We start from the raw sequence: 24,283 nt of genomic DNA, 5'->3' as shown, positions 1-24,283 counted from the left end.
ATATGATAGATGGCTTGTTTATAACGATGAAAATTTAGAAAGGGCATTGTGATCTACAATTGGAAGAAACACAGATTTAACTAAGTTTCATATACAAACATCTCGTGAAACTTTGAAAAATAAAAGCCTTCGATATTTCATATGTTTAATAAGTTTTTCTCTAATTTGTTGATCAACAATACCAGGAGGTGATGCACCACGCCCTGAATTTGAACTTAATAATCACTCTCTCTCCGGCAGCATAATCACAAACCTTGTCCCCCGCGCATCTGACGTTACCGCAACCGTGCCTTTATGCGCGACAACAATCGATTTCACTATCGCCAGCCCAATACCGCTACCTTCACCTTTTCGCTGGCGGGAAGGGTCAACGCGATAGAAACGGTCAAACAATCGCGGTAAGTGCTCGGGCGCAATGGGCGTACCGGGGTTTTCGACGGAAACTTGCACCTGATGATTGACCGTCTGGCAGCGCACTACAATAGCCTCACTGGGTGGCGTATAACGCAGGGCATTAGAAAGCAGGTTGCTTAACGCCCGACGCAGCATCAGCGGATCGCCCGCAACCTGACATTTGTCGCCAACAAACCGCAACTCCACGCCGCGATCTTCCGCTAACGCCTCGAAAAAATCGAACACTTTGCCGATTTCATCCGCCAGGTTGAGCATTTTCTTTTCGGGGATTAGCTGGTTGTTATCGGCCTGAGCGAGAAACAGCATATCGCTGACCATTTTCGCCATTCGCGTCAGCTCTTCGAGATTAGAGTAGAGCACATCTTCCAGCTCCTTCTGGCTGCGAGACTGGCTGAGGGCGATTTCCGTTTGCGTGATGAGATTGGTAATCGGCGTGCGAATTTCGTGAGCGATATCCGCTGAGAAATTGGACTGGCGGGTAAAGACATCCTCAATACGCTCGATCATATGGTTGAACGACAGTACCAGCTGTTCCAGCTCAATGGGCACGGTCTGCGGGTCAAGGCGAACGTCGAGATCTTTCGAGGTGATATTCTGGATTTGACGGCTGACGCTGCGGATCGGCGCGTGACCTTTATGTACCGCCAATAGCACGATAAAGACGATCAGGATGCTGATGACAGATGCGGTCATAATAAGTTTATTCATCAAATCATTTATGTAATGAAGATGAAAATCGATCGAAAGCGCGATGTAGAGCGTATAAATCGGTTTGCCGTCCACCAACGGGCCAACCGGCAAGTTAATCATCCGCCAGTTGCTGTGTTCCATATGCCCGTGACCGTGGCCTGGCATCATCATCGTCGGGCCGGAAAGGAGATACACCTCACCGCCCCGCGCGTCTTTATCGGGTATGGCGTCACGCGTAAACTCGCGGATATCCGGCGCACCGGGGGAGTGATACACCGTTTTGCCGTGGCTATCTGCCAGGGAAATCAACACGTTGGAATAACCACTGACGATATCTTCCAGCGTCATTAAGCGTCGGGCTTGCGTCTCGTCAGGATGATTAAGTACCCGTTCAAGGGTGGCGCTAATTTCTTTTAAATCATTAATATCCTGCTCGGCAAAATGCACTTTCACTGAGTGGATCATGAACCATGCAAAGGCGAAAAACGCCGCGATGGTGGCCAGGCTGATAAAAAAGGTCAGACGGGTTGCCAGCGAAAACGGGCGCTGAAATGGCTTACTGACCATCCGGCACCTCAAGCATATAGCCCACGCCGCGCACGGTCTGAATCAGCTTCGGCTCAAAGTCGTTGTCGATTTTGCCGCGTAGCCGCTTCACCGCCACATCAATGGCGTTAGTGTCGCTGTCGAAATTCATGTCCCACACCTGCGAGGCGATAAGCGAGCGGGGCAGCACTTCGCCCTGATGGCGGAGAAAAAACTCCAGCAGAGTAAACTCTTTACTGGTCAAAGTGATGCGCGTGCCGCTGCGGGTGACTTTGCGGCTGACGAGATCGACCATCAGGTCGGCAACCTGAAACTGACTTTCGATAATTACCGCCGCCCCGCGCCGCAGGAGAGTGCGCACCCGCGCCAGCAGTTCAGCAAAAGCGAATGGTTTCATCAGGTAGTCATCTGCCCCCAACTCCAGCCCCTTGACGCGATGTTCAATGGTGCCAAGCGCGGTAAGCAACAGAATCGGCATCCCTTTATTGGCGGAGCGTAACATGCGCACGATATCCCAGCCGTTCACGTCCGGCAGCATAATATCGAGGATTATCAGATCATAATCACCGGTCATCGCCAGATGGTAGCCATTCAGCCCGTTGTCGGCCAAATCGACCACAAAACCGGCTTCGGTTAACCCTTTGGTCAAGTATTCTCCGGTTTTCTTTTCATCTTCGACAATCAACAGTTTCATATTTCCTCCGCATGTTGCCCGGGCAATTCTAGAGTAGCGGGATCAGATGGCAATCGCTTATTGGCAAAATGACAATTTTGTCATTTTCCTGTCACCGGAAAATCAGAGCCTGGCGAGTAAAGTTGGCGGCATAAAATCATCAGAAATTATGAGCCTATGTCTCCTTGTAAACTTCTGCCATTTTGTGTGGTCCTTGCGCTAACCGGTTGTTCACTGGCACCGGATTATCAGCGCCCGGCAATGCCCGTACCGCAGCAGTTCTCACTCAGCCAGAACGGCCTCGTTAACGCAGCAGATAACTATCAGAACGCGGGCTGGCGCACCTTTTTTGTTGATAATCAGGTGAAGACGCTGATTAGCGAGGCGCTGGTGAATAACCGGGATTTGCGCATGGCGACGCTGAAAGTGCAGGAGGCACGGGCGCAATATCGTCTGACCGATGCCGACCGCTACCCACAGCTCAATGGCGAGGGCAGCGGCAGCTGGAGCGGTAATCTTAAAGGGAATACCGCCACGACACGGGAGTTTTCGACCGGCCTTAACGCCAGCTTTGACCTCGATTTTTTCGGTCGCTTAAAGAACATGAGCGAAGCCGAGCGCCAAAATTATTTAGCCACTGAGGAAGCTCAGCGCGCGGTGCATATTCTGCTGGTTTCTAATGTCGCGCAAAGCTATTTCAATCAGCAACTGGCGTATGCGCAATTGCAAATAGCTGAAGAAACGCTGCGTAATTATCAGCAGTCATATGCGTTTGTCGAAAAACAACTGTTGACAGGTAGCAGTAATGTTCTGGCGCTGGAACAGGCTCGCGGGGTGATAGAAAGTACCCGCAGCGACATCGCTAAACGTCAGGGGGAACTGGCGCAGGCGAATAATGCATTGCAACTGTTGCTGGGAAGCTACGGCAAGCTGCCGCAAGCGCAGACAGTAAACAGCGACAGCCTGCAAAGCGTTAAATTACCGGCGGGCTTGTCGTCGCAAATCTTATTGCAGCGCCCGGATATTATGGAAGCTGAACACGCGTTAATGGCGGCTAATGCCAATATTGGGGCCGCACGCGCGGCATTTTTCCCATCTATAAGCCTGACCAGCGGAATATCAACCGCCAGCAGCGATCTGTCGTCATTATTTAACGCCAGCAGCGGGATGTGGAATTTTATTCCTAAAATTGAGATCCCCATTTTTAATGCCGGACGCAACCAGGCCAATCTGGATATCGCCGAAATTCGCCAGCAGCAGTCGATAGTGAATTATGAACAGAAAATCCAGAACGCCTTTAAAGAAGTGGCAGATGCGCTGGCATTACGTCAAAGCCTGAACGATCAAATCAGCGCCCAGCAGCGTTATCTGGCGTCGCTGCAAATTACTTTGCAACGGGCGCGGGCATTATATCAGCACGGCGCGGTAAGTTATCTGGAAGTGCTGGATGCCGAGCGTTCTTTATTTGCAACCCGACAAACCTTACTTGACCTGAATTATGCCCGTCAGGTCAACGAAATTTCTTTATATACCGCACTTGGTGGCGGTTGGCAGCAATAATTTTTAACTCCAGGAGAGAATAAATGAAAAAAGCACTGCAAGTCGCAATGTTCAGTCTGTTTACCGTTATTGGCTTTAATGCCCAGGCTAACGAACATCATCATGAAACCATGAGCGAAGCACAACCACAGGTCATTAGTGCCACCGGCGTGGTAAAAGGTGTTGATCTGGAAAGCAAAAAAATCACCATCCATCACGATCCGATTGCTGCCGTGAACTGGCCGGAGATGACTATGCGCTTTACCATCACTTCGCAGACGAAAATGAGTGAAATTAAAACTGGCGACAAAGTGGCGTTTAATTTTGTCCAGCAGGGCAACCTTTCTTTATTACAGGATATTAAAGTCAGCCAGTAACCCAGGTTTAATGAGATGAAAAAAATCGCGCTTATTATCGGCAGCATGATCGCGGGCGGTATTATTTCTGCGGCAGGTTTTACCTGGTTTGACCGGGCTGAACCGCCCGCAGAAAAAACGTCGACCGCAGAACGTAAAATCTTATTCTGGTACGACCCGATGTATCACAATACGCGGTTCGATAAACCAGGTAAATCGCCGTTTATGGATATGGATCTGGTGCCGAAATATGCCGATGAAGAGAGTTCTGCGTCTGGTGTGCGCATTGACCCGACTCAGACGCAGAATCTGGGGGTGAAAACGGCTACCGTCACGCGCGGACCGCTGACTTTTGCCCAGAGTTTCCCGGCGAATGTCAGTTACAACGAGTATCAGTATGCCATTGTGCAGGCTCGCGCTGCCGGGTTTATCGACAAGGTGTATCCGCTTACCGTGGGCGATAAAGTACAAAAGGGCACACCGCTTCTCGACCTGACCATTCCCGACTGGGTGGAAGCGCAGAGTGAGTATTTACTGCTGCGCGAAACGGGCGGTACGGCGACCCAGACTGAAGGCATTCTTGAGCGGCTGCGACTGGCGGGAATGCCGGAGGCGGATATTCGCCGCCTGATCGCCACGCAAAAAATCCAGACTCGCTTTACGCTCAAAGCACCCATTGATGGTGTGATCACCGCGTTTGATCTGCGCGCGGGAATGAATATCGCCAAAGATAACGTGGTAGCGAAAATTCAGGGTATGGACCCGGTGTGGGTCACTGCTGCGATCCCGGAGTCTATCGCCTGGCTGGTGAAAGATGCCTCGCAGTTTACGCTCACCGTTCCGGCACGACCGGATAAAACACTCACCATCCGCAAATGGACGCTGCTACCCGGCGTGGATGCCGCGACCCGCACGCTGCAGCTGCGTCTGGAAGTCGACAACGCCGACGAGGCGCTAAAACCGGGAATGAACGCCTGGTTGCAACTCAATACCGCCAGCGAACCGATGCTGCTCATTCCGTCACAGGCGCTGATTGATACCGGCAACGAACAGCGGGTGATTACCGTTGATGCCGACGGACGCTTTGTACCGAAACGCGTTGCCGTTTTCCAGGCATCGCAAGGCGTCACCGCGTTACACTCTGGTCTGGCGGAAGGTGAAAAGGTGGTTTCCAGCGGCCTGTTCCTGATTGATTCCGAAGCCAATATTTCTGGCGCACTGGAGCGGATGCGCTCTGAAAGTGCTACCCATGCGCATTGAGGGAATAACCAATGATTGAATGGATTATTCGTCGCTCGGTGGCGAACCGTTTTTTGGTGCTGATGGGCGCGTTGTTTCTGAGCATCTGGGGCACCTGGACCATCATTAATACGCCAGTGGATGCGCTGCCGGATCTCTCCGATGTGCAGGTTATTATTAAAACCAGCTATCCCGGTCAGGCACCACAAATCGTTGAAAATCAGGTGACTTATCCGCTAACCACCACCATGTTGTCGGTGCCTGGCGCGAAGACTGTGCGCGGTTTCTCACAGTTTGGCGACTCTTATGTGTATGTCATTTTCGAAGATGGCACCGATCCGTACTGGGCGCGTTCGCGGGTGCTGGAGTACCTCAACCAGGTACAGGGTAAGCTGCCTGCGGGAGTCAGCGCCGAGCTGGGGCCAGATGCCACGGGTGTTGGCTGGATCTATGAATATGCACTGGTGGATCGCAGCGGTAAGCACGATCTGGCCGATTTACGCTCATTACAGGACTGGTTTCTCAAATATGAGCTGAAAACCATCCCTGACGTTGCGGAAGTGGCGTCGGTGGGCGGTGTGGTGAAAGAGTATCAGGTGGTTATCGATCCCCAGCGCCTGGCGCAGTATGGCATCAGTCTCGCCGAAGTAAAAAGCGCGCTGGATGCTTCAAACCAGGAAGCGGGCGGTTCGTCGATCGAACTGGCGGAAGCGGAATATATGGTGCGCGCCAGCGGCTATCTGCAAACGCTCGACGACTTTAATCACATCGTTTTAAAAGCCAGTGAAAATGGCGTGCCCGTTTATCTGCGCGATGTTGCGAAGGTCCAGATTGGCCCGGAGATGCGCCGGGGCATTGCCGAACTAAACGGCGAAGGCGAAGTGGCGGGCGGGGTGGTGATCCTGCGATCCGGCAAAAACGCCCGAGAAGTGATCGCCGCCGTGAAGGACAAACTGGAAACGCTGAAAAGTAGTCTGCCGGAAGGCGTGGAGATAGTTACAACATACGATCGCAGCCAGCTCATTGACCGCGCCATCGACAACCTCAGCGGCAAGTTGCTGGAAGAGTTTATTGTGGTGGCGGTAGTCTGTGCGCTGTTTCTCTGGCATGTGCGCTCGGCGCTGGTGGCGATTATTTCGTTGCCGCTGGGGTTGTGTATTGCTTTTATTGTCATGCACTTCCAGGGACTGAATGCCAATATTATGTCGTTGGGTGGCATTGCGATTGCCGTCGGGGCGATGGTCGATGCTGCTATCGTCATGATCGAGAATGCGCATAAACGGCTGGAAGAGTGGCAGCACCAGCATCCTGACGCCACGCTGGATAATAAAACGCGCTGGCAGGTGATCACCGATGCGTCTGTTGAAGTGGGGCCGGCGCTATTTATCAGTCTGCTGATTATCACGTTGTCGTTTATCCCGATCTTCACCCTGGAAGGGCAGGAAGGGCGTCTGTTTGGCCCGTTGGCGTTCACCAAAACGTATGCGATGGCGGGTGCGGCGCTGCTGGCGATCGTAGTGATCCCGATCCTGATGGGCTACTGGATCCGTGGCAAAATTCCGCCGGAAAGCAGTAACCCGCTCAATCGCTTTTTGATTCGTGTTTATCATCCGCTGTTGCTGAAAGTACTGCACTGGCCGAAAACCACGCTGCTGGTGGCGGCGCTTTCGGTGCTGACGGTTCTCTGGCCGCTCAATAAAGTTGGCGGGGAATTTTTACCGCAGATCAATGAAGGCGACTTGTTGTATATGCCATCGACGCTGCCGGGGATTTCCGCAGCAGAGGCGGCGAGTATGCTGCAAAAAACCGACAAGCTAATTATGAGCGTACCTGAAGTGGCGCGGGTATTTGGCAAAACCGGGAAAGCGGAAACCGCCACCGATTCTGCTCCGCTGGAGATGGTAGAAACGACCATCCAGCTTAAGCCGCAGGAGCAGTGGCGGCCAGGCATGACGATGGACAAAATCATTGAGGAACTGGATAACACCGTGCGGCTGCCGGGGCTGGCGAATCTGTGGGTGCCGCCAATTCGTAACCGTATCGATATGCTCTCAACCGGCATTAAAAGCCCCATCGGCATTAAAGTTTCCGGCACTGTGCTGGCGGATATCGACGCGATGGCTGAGCAAATTGAAGAAGTAGCGCGAACGGTGCCAGGCGTAGCTTCTGCGCTTGCCGAGCGGCTGGAAGGTGGGCGCTATATCAACGTTGAGATTAACCGTGAAAAAGCCGCACGTTACGGTATGACGGTGGCGGATGTGCAGTTGTTTGTGACTTCTGCGGTGGGCGGGGCGATGGTTGGCGAAACGGTGGAAGGGATTGCCCGTTATCCAATTAATCTGCGTTATCCGCAAAGCTGGCGCGATAGTCCGCAGGCACTGCGCCAGCTGCCGATCCTGACGCCGATGAAGCAGCAAATCACCCTGGCAGACGTGGCCGACATTAAAGTCTCTACCGGACCGTCGATGCTGAAAACCGAGAATGCGCGCCCGACGAGCTGGATTTATATCGATGCCCGCGATCGTGACATGGTGTCGGTGGTTCACGATTTGCAAAAAGCGATAGCTGAAAAAGTGCAGTTAAAACCGGGCACCAGCGTGGCATTCTCCGGGCAGTTCGAGCTACTGGAGCGCGCCAACCATAAGCTTAAACTCATGGTGCCGATGACGTTGATGATTATCTTCGTGCTGTTGTATCTGGCGTTCCGTCGGGTGGGCGAAGCGTTGCTGATTATCAGCAGCGTACCGTTTGCGCTGGTGGGCGGCATCTGGTTGCTGTGGTGGATGGGCTTTCATCTTTCCGTGGCGACGGGCACTGGCTTTATCGCCCTCGCCGGGGTCGCCGCCGAATTTGGCGTGGTGATGCTGATGTATTTACGTCACGCCATAGAGGCCGTGCCGTCGTTGAATAATCCACAAACATTCAGCGAGCAGAAGCTGGATGAGGCGTTATATCACGGCGCGGTCCTGCGCGTGCGCCCGAAAGCGATGACGGTGGCGGTGATTATCGCCGGTCTGCTGCCGATTCTGTGGGGAACGGGGGCTGGTTCAGAGGTGATGAGCCGGATTGCCGCGCCGATGATTGGCGGCATGATCACCGCACCTTTGCTGTCGCTGTTTATTATCCCGGCGGCGTATAAGCTGATGTGGCTGCACCGACATCGGGTACGGAAATAAAAGCAGGATACCCCGTTTAACCGTGTGGATTGTGTCTTGCGACGATGGGCACTAAATGTTAAAAGGTGCCCCTCAACAAAAAAGACACACAGGGGAAAGGCGTGAAAAACGCGTCAACCGTATCGGAAGATACTGCGTCGAATCAAGAGCCGACGCTTCATCGCGGATTACATAACCGTCATATTCAACTGATTGCGTTGGGTGGCGCAATTGGTACTGGTCTGTTTCTTGGCATTGGCCCGGCGATTCAGATGGCGGGTCCGGCTGTATTGCTGGGCTACGGCGTCGCCGGGATCATCGCTTTCCTGATTATGCGCCAGCTTGGCGAAATGGTGGTTGAGGAGCCGGTATCCGGTTCATTTGCCCACTTTGCCTATAAATACTGGGGACCGTTTGCGGGCTTCCTCTCTGGCTGGAACTACTGGGTAATGTTCGTGCTGGTGGGAATGGCAGAGCTGACCGCTGCGGGCATCTATATGCAGTACTGGTTCCCGGATGTTCCAACGTGGATTTGGGCTGCCGCCTTCTTTATTATCATCAACGCCGTTAACCTGGTGAACGTGCGCTTATATGGCGAAACCGAGTTCTGGTTTGCGCTGATTAAAGTGCTGGCGATCATCGGTATGATCGGCTTTGGCCTGTGGCTGCTGTTTTCTGGTCACGGCGGCGAGAAAGCCAGTATCGACAACCTCTGGCGCTACGGTGGTTTCTTCGCCACCGGCTGGAATGGGCTGATTTTGTCGCTGGCGGTAATTATGTTCTCCTTCGGCGGTCTGGAGCTGATTGGGATTACTGCCGCTGAAGCGCGCGATCCGGAAAAAAGCATTCCAAAAGCGGTAAATCAGGTGGTGTATCGCATCCTGCTGTTTTACATCGGCTCACTGGTGGTTTTACTGGCGCTCTATCCGTGGGTGGAAGTGAAATCCAACAGTAGCCCGTTTGTGATGATTTTCCATAATCTCGACAGCAACGTGGTAGCTTCTGCGCTGAACTTCGTCATTCTGGTAGCATCGCTGTCAGTGTATAACAGCGGGGTTTACTCTAACAGCCGCATGCTGTTTGGCCTTTCTGTGCAGGGTAATGCGCCGAAGTTTTTGACTCGCGTCAGCCGTCGCGGTGTGCCGATTAATTCGCTGATGCTTTCCGGAGCGATCACTTCGCTGGTGGTATTAATCAACTATCTGCTGCCGCAAAAAGCGTTTGGTCTGCTGATGGCGCTGGTGGTAGCAACGCTGCTGTTGAACTGGATTATGATCTGCCTGGCGCATCTGCGTTTTCGTGCAGCGATGCGACGTCAGGGGCGTGAAACACAGTTTAAGGCGCTGCTCTATCCGTTCGGCAACTATCTTTGCATTGCCTTCCTCGGCATGATTTTGCTGCTGATGTGCACGATGGATGATATGCGCTTGTCAGCGATCCTGCTGCCGGTGTGGATTGTATTCCTGTTTGTGGCATTTAAAACGCTGCGTCGGAAATAAGGCATTCACGCTACATCCGACAAAACGATGTCCGCTCTCATCCATTCGATGAGAGCGGTTTTTTTAATTACTGCTTAAATGCACCCGCCAGAGAGCGAATATCATTGCCGGTTGGCGACTGATGAAGTCGCAGACCAAACTCTTCGACAATCGCAAATATGTGATCGAATATATCAGCCTGAATGCTTTCATATTCCAGCCACACCACGGTGTTGGTAAACGCATAGATCTCGAGCGGTAAACCGTTATCACCTGGAGCCAGTTGGCGTACCATTAAAGTCATATCTTTACGAATCCGCGGATGGTTACGCAGATATTCGTTCAGATAGGCACGAAAGGTTCCAATATTGGTCATTCGGCGCAGGTTTAATATCGACTCCGTAGAACCTTGCTGGCGATTCCACTCATTAATTTCCTGATGGCGGCTGGTTAAATAAGGCTTTAACAAATGCGCTTTATTCAGACGTTGCATTTCGTCTTCATCAAGAAAACGAATACTGGTGACATCAATACTGATACTGCGCTTAATACGTCGCCCGCCAGATGCTGACATCCCGCTCCAGTTTTTAAAGGAGTCAGAAACCAGAGACCAGGTGGGAATAGTGGTAATGGTATTGTCCCAGTTACGCACTTTGACGGTGGTTAACCCAATATCGATCACCGCGCCATCCGCGCCGTATTTCGGCATCTCCAGCCAGTCGCCCAGTTTCAGCATATCGTTCGCGGAAAGCTGAATACCTGCCACCAGACCAAGAATCGGATCTTTAAAAACCAACATCAGCACGGCAGCCATTGCACCAAGACCGCTGATCAGAATCGCTGGCGACTGACCAATCAGCAGCGAGATCATCAAAATGCCGACCAGAATCGCGCCGATCAGTTTAATCCCCTGAAATATCCCTTTCAGCGGTAACTGAGATGCCGCCGGGAATTTCTGCGCCAGATTCAAAATCACATCCAGCAACGAGAAGACTGAAAGCAGCGCATACATCATGATCCACAACTGCGCGCAGGTAGTCAGAATATCTGCCGCTTCGGTGCCTTTTTGCAGCCAGAATACCGCCTGAATATTGACGATAATCCCCTGCAGGGTAAAAGCTAAACGGTGGAAGAGTTTATTCTGGGTAATGATTTGCAACCAAAGCCGTGAACTGGCGATGGCACGTTTTTCGAAGGTCCGCAGTACCACCCAATGCAAAATAATATGCACCACGACGGCGGTCAGAAAAATAATACCGAAAATCATCACCATCGAGGTGGTGTGATCGATCTCAATACCCGCTAAATCTTCAACCTGGGATATTAAATCCTGCATAACGTCTCCTTTATACAACAGCAGCCTATGATGACGGCTGAAACAGGGTTATGCAAATCAGGAGAATCTGAGGGGAAATAGCCGGGCAGATGCCCGGCAAGAGAGAATTACACTTCGGTTAAGGTGATGTTTTGCGGCAGACGTGATTTCGGCAGCGTAGCGTTAAAATCTTCAACGCTGTGATGACCTACCGGAACAACCACCAGACTGGTGTAGCCTTTCTCTTTCAGACCAAATTCTGCATCGAGGATGGCGGCGTCAAAACCTTCGATGGGTACCGCGTCCAGACCCAGCGCCGCCACGCCGAGCAGGAAGTTACCGACGTTGAGATAAACCTGTTTTGCCATCCACTCTGCATCATCATGCAGATCTTTACGGTGCATATCAGCGAAGAACTTGCGACCTTTATCGTTCGCGGCTTTCGCTTCCGGCGTGGCAAAGCGGCCATCAGCATCTTCCTGGTCAACAACCAGCTTCAGCCAGGCATCGTCCATCGCGGTTTTTGCACAGAACACCACGACGTGCGAGGCATCAAGTATTTTACGTTCGTTGAACACATAATTACCGGCAGCGGATTTGGCAACACGCGCTTTACCTTCTTCCGTGCTGGCAACAATAAAATGCCACGGCTGGGAGTTGGTGCTGGATGGGCTGTATTGCAGGAGAGTTTTGATCTGCTCGGCCTGTTCCGGGGTAAGTTTTTTACTGGCATCAAATGCCTTAGTGGAATGACGCTTTAAGGCGACAGAAATGATATCCATAAAGACTCCATGTGAAAGTAATTTTGCGTGCCAGCAGATTACAAGGTTCAACGAGAAATGGTAAGCGAGAAAAATGCGCTATAGATTTCCGCTTTAGCCTGGACGCACTCTTTTTTGATCGCGTTTAGCCAGACCATCAACCACCAGATTCCACGAATCGTTGATCAGATCGCGAAGTAACGCTTCGGAGATTTCCTCGCCGGGATACACCGAAATCCAGTGCTTTTTATTCATGTGATACCCTGGCTTAATGCTCGGGTATATCTGCTGATTTAACAGGGATTTTTGTGGATCGGACTTCAGATTGATAAAGGGGACGCCGCGCAGCTTCGACGACAGCATAAAAATTTTGCCGCCAATTTTAAAAACATCGAACTCCGGGCCAAAAGGCCAGCAAAGCTCGACAAAGTGTAACTCAAGGGCCAGGCGTTTCGCCGTTTCGTGCAGTGATTGCTTATCCATAAACGTTCCTTTAGGCGAAGGAGAATAAGCAAAGTATGCCGCGAAGTACGGCGATAATCGACGTTTAATCCGCCAGCGAGAACCAGCGTCGCCAGATAAAGCGCAGAACAAAATACTCAATAGCGCCCAGCACTAAAAACCACAGACAAAACAATAAAGTGTAAAGCTGGCTAAGATCCATCAGATGGAACATGGTCACCAGTTTTTGTGCCAGCGTCAGCCCCAGTGCGGGGGCGGGCAGCAGCAGGCAAGAGAGGAAAGCCATCAGCAAAATGCCTGCTGCGGTAGTCAAGGTTTCTAAAGGGTGTTTCATAACATTGTTAAATGTAAGTTAAAACACCATTGTCAGGGATATTCTTCTGTAAGGCAATTCCCTACTTAGTCACCGGCCCAGATCTCACAATGCTTTTTCACCAGCCCAATCAGCGAGCCACCATCGGCGACGAAATCGCGCATCAGCTGCGCTTCATTCAGACCGCTGACGACCTGGCGATGCAGGGCCTCAATCGCGCTCGATGCACCCATTTTATGTGCGGAAGGGGCGATTTTTTCCAGCAATCGCAAGGTATCTTCCGTTAGCGGTCGACGATCGCCAGTGTGCGGATCGGTAATGACGCCTTCCAGCCCATAGCGGCAGGCCTGGAAACGGTTGAATTTATACAGCAGGTAATCTTTCTCCTGATGTTTAAACGGGCGTTCCGTCAGTAACCAGTGGGCGGTGGCCTGAATTAATCCCGCCATATTTACCGCGTGGCTAAGGGTTAACGGGGTATCCATCACCCGAACCTCCACCGTGCCAAAATGAGGACTGGGGCGAATATCCCAGTGCAGATCTTTAATGCTGTCGATCATCGTGGTGTAACTCAGGCAGCGAAACAGGGCTTCAAATTGTTGCCAGTTACTGACCCACGGCATCGGGCCATTATCGGGAAAGGCGGAAAAAATATTCGGTCGTGAGGAGGCAAAACGCGTATCCGTTCCCTGCATATACGGCGACGCGGCGGAAAGGGCGATGAAGTGCGGCACAAACCGTGACAGGCCGTGCAGCAAATAAATGGCGTCATCGCCACTGGCGCAGCCAACATGGACATGCTGACCAAAAACGGTCGCCTGCTGGATGAGATAGCCAAAGTTTTCCAGCGTTCGTTGATAGCGTTCGTTGTCGCATACCTCCTGACGCTGCCATTTCTGAAACGGGTGCGTGCCACCGCCGCAAATTTCCAGATGATGGTCTGCGGCTGCCTGCAATACGACTTTCTGCATCGCTGAAAACTGCCCGGCAGCCTGGTTGATATCACGGCAAACATCCGTCGCCAGCTCCAGCATACTTTCGGTGATATCGTGCTTTACCTCTCCGGCCGTGATCTCATTTTTAACCGCGTCAATCAGCATTGAAGAGTCCTGGCTTAAGTCATAGCCCGGCGGATTAACCACCTGCATTTCCAGTTCAATACCGAGGGTAAAAGGTTCAGAAACATGAAAATCGGGTAATGGCATAGGTTTCTCTTAAGTTGGCGTTTTCTATTCAGTATAGAAGTCGGAGCGGCTGGGCGAGATGCGGAAGTTCTGGAATGTTTCTTTTTTTGGTGATGGTGACTGAAGCAATTTGGCTACTTTTGCAATGTGACAAGTTATGGCACGGCTGGCTGGTGGCGAAGAATTTTGACGATTGAGGCATGCAGAAAAAAACGGGTTCAGCTTCAGTTGATCAAATGGGGAGTGAGAAGTCCGAAACAGGACTTACTGTATAAATAAACAGCTATTTTGCTAAGCAAGGGTAAGATAACTGCGGGTGCCTGAAGCTTTCCGGTTTCAGGTTTACTCTGAGGTCTGGAAAGATGAAGCCCCAGGACGATATTTCTATCAACCCTGGGGCTACCTACCCAAACCTGAACAATTTGGATGGTAGTCCCTTCTTCGCATGGAGGCAATATAAACATGCTGACGAAATATGCCCTTGCGGCAGTCATAGTGCTGTGTTTAACGGTGCTGGGATTTACGCTTCTGGTCGGGGATTCGCTGTGTGAGTTCACCGTAAAGGAACGTAATATTGAGTTTAAGGCTGTTCTCGCTTACGAACCGAAGAAGTAGCCGTTGTGCGGGGAGCAATCCCCGCATATCCGGTTGTCAGGTCAGGATGGTAAGGCACCTGCTTTACACTTTCGCCCGCGGTCAGTGATGGCTGCGGGCGATTTCGTTTTAAGAGCAATGATGAGTTTTGCCGACAGAAGTCCGAAACAGGATTCACTGTATAAATAAACAGCTATTTTGTTGAGGAAGGGTAAGATAACGGCGGGTGCCTGAAGCTTTCCGGTTTCAGGTTAACTCTGAGGTCTGGAAAGATGAAGCCCCAGGAGATATTTCTATCAATCCTGGGGCTGCCACTCCGAGCCTCAACAACTCGGATGGTAGTCCCTTCTTCGCATGGAGGCAATATAAACATGCTGACGAAATATGCCCTTGTAGCAGTCATAGTGCTGTGTTTGACGGTACTGGGATTTACGCTTCTGGTCGGAGACTCGCTGTGTGAGTTCACCGTAAAGGAACGTAATATTGAGTTTAAGGCTGTTCTCGCTTACGAACCGAAGAAGTAGCCGTTGTGCGGGGAGCAATCCCCGCATATCCGGTTGTCAGGTCAGAGTGGTAAGGCACCTGCTTTACACTTTCGCCCGCGGTCAGTGATGGCTGCGGGCGAATCGTACCAGATGTTGTCAATTAATCGTGTTGGCACAGAGTTATGACTATTTTTTCTTTTATCTGCCAGTGCACAGCAAACATCTCATTCTCACGATGAATGATGACCTGCTGTTTATTCCAGCTAATTATCTGATAGTCCAGAAAACCTGCATCAGTTTGGATCTCACTTGCCTTAAATGCGCTCTCTTTGGCGGAAAATGCCAGTGTCAGCGCCAGAGAAAAGGCTAAACCGCAGTCTGCGAGTCGCTCGTGTTCTGCTGGTGTAATAATGTTGTCTGTCAATTCGGTCGCTGTTTGCGCAGAAAAAATTTCTTCGATATCAACGCCAATCGGTTGACGGGAAACCACGGCCAATGCCGTAGCCCCGCAGTGGCTAATACTGCCGTATACCTCCGCAGGCCACACCGGTTGGCGTAGCTCGCCGATTGCGGGCACACATTTATAGCCATATTCCCGCAGCGCATAAATTGCAGCGATCCGCCCGGCTAAATGTTCGGCTTTGCGCTTCCGTCCAGCGTGTTGCAGTTGCGCGTAATGCGGCAGCCAGAGTAAATCCTGCTCACAAAAATTCGCCGGATCGAACTCAACAAAATGCAGCGTATGTCCGGCAAAGGGGAGGGAGGTATGCGTAGTTTTCATGTCGACCATATTAGAGACTGATGACAAACGCTAAACTGCCTGATGCGCTACGCTTATCAGGCCTACATGGTCCTGCAATATATTGAATTGGCAAGATTTTTGTAGGCCGGATAAGGCGTTCACGCCGCATCCGGCATGAACGACGCGCACTTTGTCAACAATCTGACGTTAGCATCAGAAGTTAGTGTTTACGCTCATGTACCACGTACGTCCCGGCTCGTTATAGGTATACGCCCCGGCACCCGCGATATAGTTGGCCCCTGCCAGATCGCCCGTGGTCTGGGCATTACCCGCACGCCACAAACGTTTGTCGAACAGGTTGTCCACGCCGCCGGTCAGACTGACATTCTTCGTCACATCCCAGGTCGCGCTCAGACCCACAATGCTGTAAGGACTGATTTCTTTGGTTTCCGGGCCAACCGCTGGCTGACCTTTGTAGTTGTATTTTTTCGGCTGCTGCTTACCGTACCAGGTGAAGGTCGTTTGCATCGACAAATCTTCCCGCGCCTGCCAGCTCAGCGTTGAGTTCAACGTGTACTCCGGGATGATCGACAAACGGTCGCCCGTGGTTTTGTTTTCACTCTTCAGCATATAAGTGATGTTATTGGTCCACATCACCGTTTCGCTAACTGGTACGTTTAACGATCCTTCCAGACCTTCAACCACTGCTTTCGGCACGTTATCCCACTGATAGAGATCGGTGCCGACTGCGTTTTGCCCTACAGCCACATAGCCCGCTTCAATCTTATTGCGATAATCGTTACGGAACCAGGTGACGCCCGCCAGCCAGCCGTCGCGTTTGAACTCCAGACCAATCTCTTTGTTGATGCTGGTTTCTGCTTTCAGGTCATCGTTACCTTGCAGATAGCAGCCGCCCGCGCTGGCATAGCAGCCCTGACCTTTACTGTAGAGAATGTAGTTCGGGTTAGTCTGGTACAGGCTCGGTGCTTTATAAGCACGGGCAATGCCCATTTTGAGCGTGAAGTCATCGCCTAAACCTTGCGATATGTTCAGCGCCGGGCTCCAGTTATTGCCGACAATACTGTGATGATCGAAACGCAGCCCCGGCGTTACGATGGTGCTGTCAGTCAGCTCCATGTTGTTTTCGGCAAACAGCGAGAAAATTTCTGCTTTTGAATACGGGCTACGGTCGGTGGCACTCACACCATCAATAGCGCCGCCGGTGTTCGCCCCGGTCAGCGCCTGGGTATTGGAACTCAAGTCCTTCATCCGTTGCTGATTCCACTCCGTACCCAGCGTCAGCGTCTGGTTAACGAGGAAATCAATCGGCAGGTTAACTTCGCTGTGCAGCATCACGTCATCGAGATCGATATCGACGAAATCCTGTGTCGCTTTTTCGTTAAATTTCCCTTCGGTACCGCCCGCCAGACCTTCCGGAATACGCGAGTTACGGGTGTGTTCATACTGCACCCAGTTGCTGGTGGTCACGCCGTTATCCCAGCCACCGTTCCAGGTCAGCGCGTAGTTCTGGCGATACAGGCGGTTGGTTTCATCGCCATATTTCGAGCGAGTGTAAGCGTCAGAGTTGGTGTTCTGGGTATCGCCCGCATACAGGTTACCCTGGCGGCTGTAACCCGCTTCCAGTTCCAGCGATTGCAATGGTGCGAAGTCCCAGCGCACCACGCCGTTAATATCTTTATTGATCACCCCTTCGCGCCCGGCTGGTAACGTCGTGGCATACGTTCCGGCACGCGCGGACTGATGGCCCTGGTTGATATCCCACGCGTCAGCCTGGGTTTTGTCGAGGTTGCCATACAAGCGGAAGCTGAATTCGTCGCCCAGCGGACCGGTCAGGCTGAAGTTGGTGCGTTTAGTGGCACCTTCCTCTTTATGTTCTGGTGCATTGAAATAAGCGTCCCAGGAGCCGTGCCACTCACCGCTGCCTTTTTTGGTAATGATGTTAACCACGCCGCCCGCCGCGCCGTTGCCATAACGCGCAGCTGCCGGACCACGCAGAACTTCAATACGTTCAATCATTTCAGGTGGCACCCAGGAGGTATCACCACGGGTATCGCGCTCGCCACGCCAGCCCTGACGCACCGAGTTACGGCTGCTTACCGGCTTGCCGTCAATCAAAATCAGCGTGTTTTCCGGACCCATACCGCGAATATCAATCTGTCGGTTATTCCCACGCTGACCACTGGTGGAGTTACCGGTCAGGTTAACGCCTGGCATGGTACGGATGATCTCCGACACATCGCGGGCAACGGGGTTTTTGCGGATTTCATCTGCGGTGATGGTCGAAACGCCAGGCGCCTGTAAGTTCTGCTCGGCGGCGGTAACGACAATGGTATCGTCATGTGAAACAGGAGTATCGGTCGGCTCTTGTGCCTGCGCTACCCCATAAATCCCCAGATTGACCAACAAGGCCAGGGAATGAATCTTCTTGTTCATTGTTTTATTCCTGCATTTTTGCCACGAATTGCAACTGTCGGGCATGGTCGTCCTCAACACGACGCATCCCGCTACCGCGAAAACCTTTGATCCTGAAAGACACGCAGTGCAGTTGGTTAATAAATGTCCGCGCTTCCCACGGCGCGCCATTACGCTATTGCAAATGCAAATAGTTATCAATAATATTATCAATATATTTCTGCAATCAATGAAAAATTGCACAGTAAACATGGGGTTATGGTGTGACGGCGTTAAAAGTAGGAAGTGAGAGCTGGTGGCAGTCGAAACATGGCCCGGAATGGCAGCGTCTGAATGACGAAATGTTTGAGGTCACTTTCTGGTGGCGTGATCCCCAAGGTTCTGAAGAATACTCGACGATAAAGCGCGTATGGATCTACATCACTGGTGTGACCGATCATCATCAGAACAGCCAGCCCCAGTCGATGCAGCGAATTGCAGGTACTGATGTCTGGCAGTGGACGACACAACTCAATGCCAACTGGCGCGGCAGCTACTGCTTTATTCCCACCGAACGCGATGACATTTTTTCTGCACCATCCCCCGATCGCCTCGAATTACGTGAAGGCTGGCGAAAACTATTACCCCAGGCAATAGCCGATCCGCTGAATCCACAAAGCTGGAAAGGCGGGCGAGGGCACGCTGTTTCTGCACTCGAAATGCCGCAAGCGCCTCTGCAACCGGGATGGGATTGTCCGCAAGCGCCAGAAATAGCAGCCAAAGAAATTATCTGGAAAAGTGAACGGTTGAAAAATTCACGTCGTGTATGGATTTTTACCACCGGCGATGTAACAGCAGAAGAACGTCCGCTGGCAGTTTTGCTCGATGGCGAATTTTGGGCGCAAAGTATGCCCGTCTGGCCTGTGCTGACTTCGCTGACCCATCGTCAGCAACTTCCTCCCGCCGTGTATGTGTTGATCGACGCTATCGACACCACGCACCGCGCCCACGAACTGCCGTGTAATGCGGATTTCTGGCTGGCAGTACAGCAAGAGTTATTACCCCTGGTGAAAGCTATTGCCCCTTTTAGCGATCGCGGCGATCGCACCGTGGTTGCCGGGCAGAGTTTTGGTGGGCTGTCCGCGCTGTATGCCGGACTGCACTGGCCTGAACGCTTTGGCTGTGTATTAAGCCAGTCAGGATCGTACTGGTGGCCGCATCGGGGCGGGCAGCAAGAGGGCGTGTTACTTGAAAAGCTTAAAGCTGGTGAAGTTAGCGCCGAAGGTCTGCGCATTGTGCTGGAAGCGGGTATTCGCGAGCCGATGATTATGCGGGCCAATCAGGCGCTGTATGCGCAATTACACCCCATAAAAGAATCCATTTTCTGGCGTCAGGTTGACGGCGGACATGATGCGCTTTGTTGGCGCGGTGGCTTGATGCAGGGGCTAATCGACCTCTGGCAACCACTTTTCCATGACAGGAGTTGAATATGGCATTCAGTAATCCCTTCGATGATCCACAGGGAGCGTTTTACATTTTGCGCAATGCGCAGGGGCAATTCAGTCTGTGGCCGCAACAATGCGCCTTACCGGCAGGCTGGGACATTGTGTGTCAGCCGCAGTCACAGGCGTCCTGCCAGCAGTGGCTGGAAGTCCACTGGCGTACTCTGACACCGGCCAATTTCACCCAGTTGCAGGAGGCACAATGAGCCAGCATTTACCTTTGGTCGCCGCACAGCCCGGCATCTGGATGGCAGAAAAACTGTCGGATTTACCCTCCGCCTGGAGCGTGGCGCATTACGTTGAGTTAACTGGAGATGTTGATGCGCCATTACTGGCCCGCGCGGTGGTTGTCGGACTAGCGCAAGCAGATACGTTGCGGATGCGTTTTACGGAAGATAACGGCGAAGTCTGGCAGTGGGTCGATGATGCGCTGATATTCGAACTGCCAGAAATTATCGACCTGCGAACCAATATTGATCCGCACGGTACTGCGCAGGCATTAATGCTGGCGGATTTGCAACAAGATTTGCGCGTCGATAGCGGTAAACCACTGGTCTTTCATCAGCTGATACATGTTGCGGATAACCGCTGGTACTGGTATCAGCGTTATCACCATTTGCTGGTCGATGGCTTCAGTTTCCCGGCCATTACTCGCCAGATCGCCAATATTTACTGCACATGGCTGCGTGGCGAACCAACGCCTGCTTCGCCGTTTACGCCTTTCGCTGATGTTGTGGAAGAGTACCAGCAATACCGCGAAAGCGAAGCCTGGCAGCGTGATGCGGCATTCTGGGCAGAACAGCGTCGTCAACTGCCGCCGCCCGCGTCACTTTCTCCGGCACCTTTAGCGGGGCGCAGCGCTTCGGCAGATATTCTGCGCCTGAAACTGGAATTTACCGACGGGGAATTCCGCCAGCTGGCTACGCAACTTTCAGGTGTGCAGCGTACCGATTTAGCCCTTGCGCTGGCAGCCTTGTGGCTGGGGCGATTGTGCAATCGCATGGACTATGCCGCCGGATTTATCTTTATGCGTCGACTGGGCTCGGCGGCGCTGACGGCTAGCGGACCCGTGCTCAACGTTTTACCGTTGGGTATTCACATTGCGGCGCAAGAAACGCTGCCGGAACTGGCAACCCGACTGGCGGCTCAACTGAAAAAAATGCGTCGCCATCAACGTTACGATGCCGAACAAATTGTCCGTGACAGCGGGCGAGCGGCAGGTGATGAACCGCTGTTTGGTCCGGTACTCAATATTAAGGTATTTGATTACCAACTGGATATTCCTGGTGTTCAGGCGCAAACCCATACCCTGGCAACCGGTCCGGTTAATGACCTTGAACTGGCCCTGTTCCCGGATGAACACGGTGATTTGAGTATTGAGATCCTCGCCAATAAACAGCGTTACGATGAGCCAACGTTAATCCAGCATGCTGAACGCCTGAAAATGCTGATTGCCCAGTTCGCCGCGGATCCGGCGCTGTTGTGCGGCGATGTCGATATTATGCTGCCAGGTGAGTATGCGCAGCTGGCGCAGATCAACGCCACTCAGGTTGAGATTCCAGAAACCACGCTGAGCGCGCTGGTGGCAGAACAAGCGGCAAAAACACCGGATGCTCCGGCGCTGGCAGATGCGCGTTACCTGTTCAGCTATCGGGAAATGCGCGAGCAGGTGGTGGCGCTGGCGAATCTGCTGCGTGAGCGCGGCGTTAAACCAGGGGACAGCGTGGCGGTGGCACTACCGCGCTCGGTCTTTTTGACCCTGGCACTCCATGCAATAGTTGAAGCTGGCGCGGCCTGGCTACCGCTGGATACCGGCTATCCGGACGATCGCCTGAAAATGATGCTGGAAGATGCGCGTCCGTCGCTGTTAATTACCACCGACGATCAACTGCCGCGCTTTAGCGATGTTCCCAATTTAACAAGCCTTTGCTATAACGCCCCGCTTACCCCCCAGGGCAGTGCGCCGCTGCAACTTTCACAACCGCACCACACGGCTTATATCATCTTTACCTCTGGCTCCACCGGCAGGCCGAAAGGGGTAATGGTCGGGCAGACGGCTATCGTTAACCGCCTGTTATGGATGCAAAATCACTACCCGCTTACAGGCGAAGATGTCGTTGCCCAAAAAACGCCGTGCAGTTTTGATGTCTCGGTGTGGGAGTTTTTCTGGCCGTTTATCGCAGGGGCAAAACTGGTGATGGCTGAACCGGAAGCGCACCGTGACCCGCTCGCTATGCAGCAATTCTTTGCCGAATATGGCGTAACGACCACGCACTTTGTGCCGTCGATGCTGGCGGCATTTGTTGCATCGCTGACGCCGCAAACCGCTCGCCAGAATTGCGCGACGTTGAAACAGGTTTTCTGTAGTGGTGAGGCCTTACCGGCTGATTTATGCCGCGAATGGCAACAGTTAACCGGCGCGCCGTTGCATAACCTGTATGGCCCGACGGAAGCGGCGGTAGATGTCAGCTGGTATCCGGCTTTTGGCGAGGAACTGGCACAGGTGCGCGGCAGCAGTGTGCCGATTGGTTATCCGGTATGGAATACGGGTCTGCGTATTCTTGATGCGATGATGCATCCGGTGCCGCCGGGTGTGGCGGGTGATCTCTATCTCACCGGCATCCAACTGGCGCAGGGGTATCTTGGACGACCCGATCTGACCGCCAGCCGTTTTATTGCCGATCCTTTTGCCCCAGGTGAACGGATGTATCGTACCGGAGACGTCGCCCGCTGGCTGGATAACGGCGCGGTGGAGTACCTCGGGCGCAGTGACGATCAGCTAAAAATTCGCGGGCAGCGTATCGAACTGGGCGAAATCGATCGCGTGATGCAGGCGCTGCCGGATGTCGAACAGGCAGTTACCCACGCCTGTGTGATTAACCAGGCGGCAGCCACCGGTGGTGATGCGCGTCAGTTGGTGGGCTATCTGGTGTCGCAATCGGGACTGCCGTTGGATACCAGCGCATTACAGGCACAGCTTCGCGAAACATTGCCGCCGCATATGGTGCCGGTCGTTCTGCTGCAACTTCCGCAGTTGCCGCTTAGCGCCAACGGCAAGCTGGATCGCAAAGCCTTACCGTTGCCTGAACTGAAGACACAAGCGTCGGGACGTGCACCGAAAGCGGGCAGTGAAACGATTATCGCCGCGGCATTCGCGTCGTTGCTGGGTTGTGACGTGCAGGATGCCGATGCTGATTTCTTTGCGCTGGGCGGTCATTCGCTACTGGCAATGAAACTGGCAGCGCAGTTAAGTCGACAGTTTGCTCGTCAGGTGACGCCGGGGCAGGTGATGGTCGCGTCAACCGTCGCCAAACTGGCAACGATTATTGATGGTGAAGAGGACAGCTCCCGGCGCATGGGATTCGAAACCATTCTGCCGTTGCGTGAAGGTAATGGCCCGACGCTGTTTTGTTTCCATCCGGCATCCGGTTTTGCCTGGCAGTTTAGCGTGCTCTCGCGTTATCTCGATCCACAATGGTCGATTATTGGCATTCAGTCGCCGCGCCCTCATGGACCCATGCAGACAGCGACAAACCTGGATGAAGTCTGCGAAGCGCATCTGGCAACGTTACTTGAGCAACAACCGCACGGCCCTTATTACCTGCTGGGGTATTCCCTTGGCGGTACGCTGGTGCAGGGTATTGCGGCGCGACTGCGTGCCCGTGGCGAACAGGTGGCATTTCTTGGCTTGCTGGATACCTGGCCGCCAGAAACGCAAAACTGGCAGGAAAAAGAAGCTAATGGTCTGGACCCGGAAGTGCTGGCGGAGATTAACCGCGAACGCGAGGCCTTCCTGGCGGCACAGCAGGGAGGTACTTCAACGGAGTTGTTTACCACCATTGAAGGCAACTACGCTGATGCAGTGCGCCTGCTGACGACTGCTCATAGCGTACCGTTTGACGGTAAAGCGACGCTGTTTGTTGCTGAACGCACGCTTCAGGAAGGTATGAGTCCCGAACGCGCCTGGTCGCCGTGGATAGCCGAGCTGGATATTTATCGTCAGGATTGTGCGCATGTGGATATTATATCTTCAGAGGCGTTTGAAAAAATTGGGCCGATTATTCGCGCAACGCTAAACAGGTAAATTAACATTATCTATTAACCCATAATTATAGGAAATAATTATGGGTTAATCATTTATTTAGTTTATAAGTTTGCTAGTTATTTCTCTTAAATAGAGTGAATGTTGCATTCAGTGGAAGGAATTTACAAACTTCAGCTTCGGATAATTCTCACCAACTGGTAAAGTGAGCGCCGTGGAGATTTTCCCCTATTGGACTCATTTTCAGGTTATACCCCATGTCATCATTGAATATTAAACAGGGAAGTGACGCTCATTTTTCTGAGTATCCTCTGGCGTCGCCCAGTAATAATGAAATTGATTTACTTAATCTAATCGAAGTTTTATGGCGGGCCAAAAAAA

General features: G+C 52.4%; 20 protein-coding genes and 2 pseudogenes. 11 read left to right on the top strand and 11 right to left on the bottom strand.

The window, feature by feature from the left end:
- Nucleotides 1-222 precede the first annotated feature (222 nt).
- Nucleotides 223-1,671 carry a Cu(+)/Ag(+) sensor histidine kinase CusS gene (cusS, locus tag E0D98_RS10870; RefSeq protein ID WP_131890627.1) on the bottom strand — a complete coding sequence of 483 codons (1,449 nt, stop codon included), beginning with the start codon at nucleotides 1,669-1,671 and terminating at the stop codon, nucleotides 223-225.
- Nucleotides 1,661-2,344: a copper response regulator transcription factor CusR gene (cusR, locus tag E0D98_RS10865; protein ID WP_000770941.1), complete on the bottom strand. Its 684-nt coding sequence runs from the start codon at nucleotides 2,342-2,344 to the stop codon at nucleotides 1,661-1,663. The genes cusS and cusR overlap by 11 nt, the downstream gene beginning before the upstream one ends.
- Before the next feature lie 156 nt (nucleotides 2,345-2,500).
- On the opposite strand from cusR, the gene cusC reads away from it, so the two are divergent.
- The 5 genes from cusC to pheP all read left to right on the top strand — a co-directional run bounded on the left by cusC (nucleotide 2,501) and on the right by pheP (nucleotide 10,111).
- Complete coding sequence (gene cusC, locus E0D98_RS10860; RefSeq protein WP_047089056.1) at nucleotides 2,501-3,883, top strand: Cu(+)/Ag(+) efflux RND transporter outer membrane channel CusC; 1,383 nt, start codon at nucleotides 2,501-2,503, stop codon at nucleotides 3,881-3,883.
- Nucleotides 3,884-3,906: 23 nt separating this feature from the next.
- Nucleotides 3,907-4,239, top strand: a complete 333-nt coding sequence (gene cusF / locus E0D98_RS10855) for a Cu(+)/Ag(+) efflux RND transporter periplasmic metallochaperone CusF (protein WP_000709875.1) — start codon at nucleotides 3,907-3,909, stop codon at nucleotides 4,237-4,239.
- Between the two features lie 15 nt (nucleotides 4,240-4,254).
- Complete coding sequence (gene cusB, locus E0D98_RS10850) at nucleotides 4,255-5,478, top strand: Cu(+)/Ag(+) efflux RND transporter periplasmic adaptor subunit CusB (RefSeq protein ID WP_050877295.1); 1,224 nt, start codon at nucleotides 4,255-4,257, stop codon at nucleotides 5,476-5,478.
- Nucleotides 5,479-5,489: 11 nt separating this feature from the next.
- Nucleotides 5,490-8,633, top strand: a complete 3,144-nt coding sequence (gene cusA, locus E0D98_RS10845) for a Cu(+)/Ag(+) efflux RND transporter permease subunit CusA (RefSeq protein WP_000573945.1) — start codon at nucleotides 5,490-5,492, stop codon at nucleotides 8,631-8,633.
- Between the two features lie 101 nt (nucleotides 8,634-8,734).
- Entirely contained in the window at nucleotides 8,735-10,111 is a 1,377-nt protein-coding gene (gene pheP / locus E0D98_RS10840) for a phenylalanine transporter (RefSeq protein ID WP_000786320.1), read from the top strand.
- Nucleotides 10,112-10,178: 67 nt separating this feature from the next.
- On the opposite strand, the gene ybdG is transcribed toward pheP, so the two are convergent.
- The 6 genes from ybdG to E0D98_RS28505 all read right to left on the bottom strand — a co-directional run bounded on the left by ybdG (nucleotide 10,179) and on the right by E0D98_RS28505 (nucleotide 14,619).
- On the bottom strand, nucleotides 10,179-11,426 hold the full coding sequence (gene ybdG, locus E0D98_RS10835) for a mechanosensitive ion channel YbdG (RefSeq protein WP_001153146.1): 1,248 nt from the start codon (nucleotides 11,424-11,426) through the stop codon (nucleotides 10,179-10,181).
- A 107-nt stretch (nucleotides 11,427-11,533) separates the two neighbouring features.
- A complete protein-coding gene (gene nfsB / locus E0D98_RS10830) occupies nucleotides 11,534-12,187 on the bottom strand; it encodes an oxygen-insensitive NAD(P)H nitroreductase (RefSeq protein ID WP_000351464.1) in 654 nt (217 codons plus the stop codon).
- A 93-nt stretch (nucleotides 12,188-12,280) separates the two neighbouring features.
- Nucleotides 12,281-12,649, bottom strand: a complete 369-nt coding sequence (locus E0D98_RS10825; RefSeq protein ID WP_000360936.1) for an MmcQ/YjbR family DNA-binding protein — start codon at nucleotides 12,647-12,649, stop codon at nucleotides 12,281-12,283.
- A 64-nt stretch (nucleotides 12,650-12,713) separates the two neighbouring features.
- Complete coding sequence (locus E0D98_RS10820; RefSeq protein ID WP_000682518.1) at nucleotides 12,714-12,962, bottom strand: DUF1158 domain-containing protein; 249 nt, start codon at nucleotides 12,960-12,962, stop codon at nucleotides 12,714-12,716.
- Between the two features lie 65 nt (nucleotides 12,963-13,027).
- The gene (locus E0D98_RS10815) at nucleotides 13,028-14,146 is read right to left on the bottom strand and encodes a YbdK family carboxylate-amine ligase (protein ID WP_001130618.1); all 1,119 of its coding nucleotides are present in this window, start codon (nucleotides 14,144-14,146) and stop codon (nucleotides 13,028-13,030) included.
- 203 nt (nucleotides 14,147-14,349) lie between these two features.
- Entirely contained in the window at nucleotides 14,350-14,619 is a 270-nt protein-coding gene (locus E0D98_RS28505; protein ID WP_009008364.1) for a hypothetical protein, read from the bottom strand.
- On the opposite strand from E0D98_RS28505, the gene hokE (E0D98_RS10805) reads away from it, so the two are divergent.
- A complete protein-coding gene (gene hokE / locus E0D98_RS10805) occupies nucleotides 14,588-14,740 on the top strand; it encodes a type I toxin-antitoxin system toxin HokE (protein WP_000956455.1) in 153 nt (50 codons plus the stop codon). The two genes, E0D98_RS28505 and hokE (E0D98_RS10805), sit on opposite strands and share 32 nt — an antisense overlap.
- A gap of 350 nt (nucleotides 14,741-15,090) precedes the next feature.
- Nucleotides 15,091-15,243 carry a type I toxin-antitoxin system toxin HokE gene (gene hokE / locus E0D98_RS10795; RefSeq protein WP_000956465.1) on the top strand — a complete coding sequence of 51 codons (153 nt, stop codon included), beginning with the start codon at nucleotides 15,091-15,093 and terminating at the stop codon, nucleotides 15,241-15,243.
- 121 nt (nucleotides 15,244-15,364) lie between these two features.
- Here hokE (E0D98_RS10795) and entD read toward each other — a convergent pair whose 3' ends face one another.
- The 3 genes and pseudogenes from entD to fepA all read right to left on the bottom strand — a co-directional run bounded on the left by entD (nucleotide 15,365) and on the right by fepA (nucleotide 18,400).
- Complete coding sequence (entD, locus tag E0D98_RS10790; RefSeq protein ID WP_001298903.1) at nucleotides 15,365-15,985, bottom strand: enterobactin synthase subunit EntD; 621 nt, start codon at nucleotides 15,983-15,985, stop codon at nucleotides 15,365-15,367.
- A gap of 36 nt (nucleotides 15,986-16,021) precedes the next feature.
- Nucleotides 16,022-16,120, bottom strand: a pseudogene (locus E0D98_RS28435) (hypothetical protein); the annotation flags it as partial.
- 39 nt (nucleotides 16,121-16,159) lie between these two features.
- Nucleotides 16,160-18,400: a siderophore enterobactin receptor FepA gene (fepA, locus tag E0D98_RS10785; protein WP_001034880.1), complete on the bottom strand. Its 2,241-nt coding sequence runs from the start codon at nucleotides 18,398-18,400 to the stop codon at nucleotides 16,160-16,162.
- Between the two features lie 242 nt (nucleotides 18,401-18,642).
- Here fepA and fes point away from each other — a divergent pair, with 242 nt between their 5' ends.
- The 4 genes and pseudogenes from fes to E0D98_RS10765 all read left to right on the top strand — a co-directional run.
- On the top strand, nucleotides 18,643-19,845 hold the full coding sequence (gene fes / locus E0D98_RS10780) for an enterochelin esterase (protein ID WP_000125814.1): 1,203 nt from the start codon (nucleotides 18,643-18,645) through the stop codon (nucleotides 19,843-19,845).
- 2 nt (nucleotides 19,846-19,847) lie between these two features.
- Nucleotides 19,848-20,066, top strand: a complete 219-nt coding sequence (gene ybdZ / locus E0D98_RS10775) for an enterobactin biosynthesis protein YbdZ (RefSeq protein WP_000885781.1) — start codon at nucleotides 19,848-19,850, stop codon at nucleotides 20,064-20,066.
- Nucleotides 20,063-23,944: an enterobactin non-ribosomal peptide synthetase EntF gene (entF, locus tag E0D98_RS10770; protein ID WP_000077696.1), complete on the top strand. Its 3,882-nt coding sequence runs from the start codon at nucleotides 20,063-20,065 to the stop codon at nucleotides 23,942-23,944. Before ybdZ ends, entF begins: the two co-directional genes overlap by 4 nt.
- Before the next feature lie 215 nt (nucleotides 23,945-24,159).
- Nucleotides 24,160-24,283: pseudogene (locus E0D98_RS10765) on the top strand (LPS O-antigen length regulator); the annotation flags it as partial.

Origin of the sequence: Escherichia sp. KCJ4928 (assembly GCF_004352695.1) — a bacterium.
GTDB lineage: Bacteria > Pseudomonadota > Gammaproteobacteria > Enterobacterales > Enterobacteriaceae > ECMA0423.
Note: the sequence above shows the minus strand (reverse complement) of the source record. Positions and strands in the feature narration are given on the sequence as shown.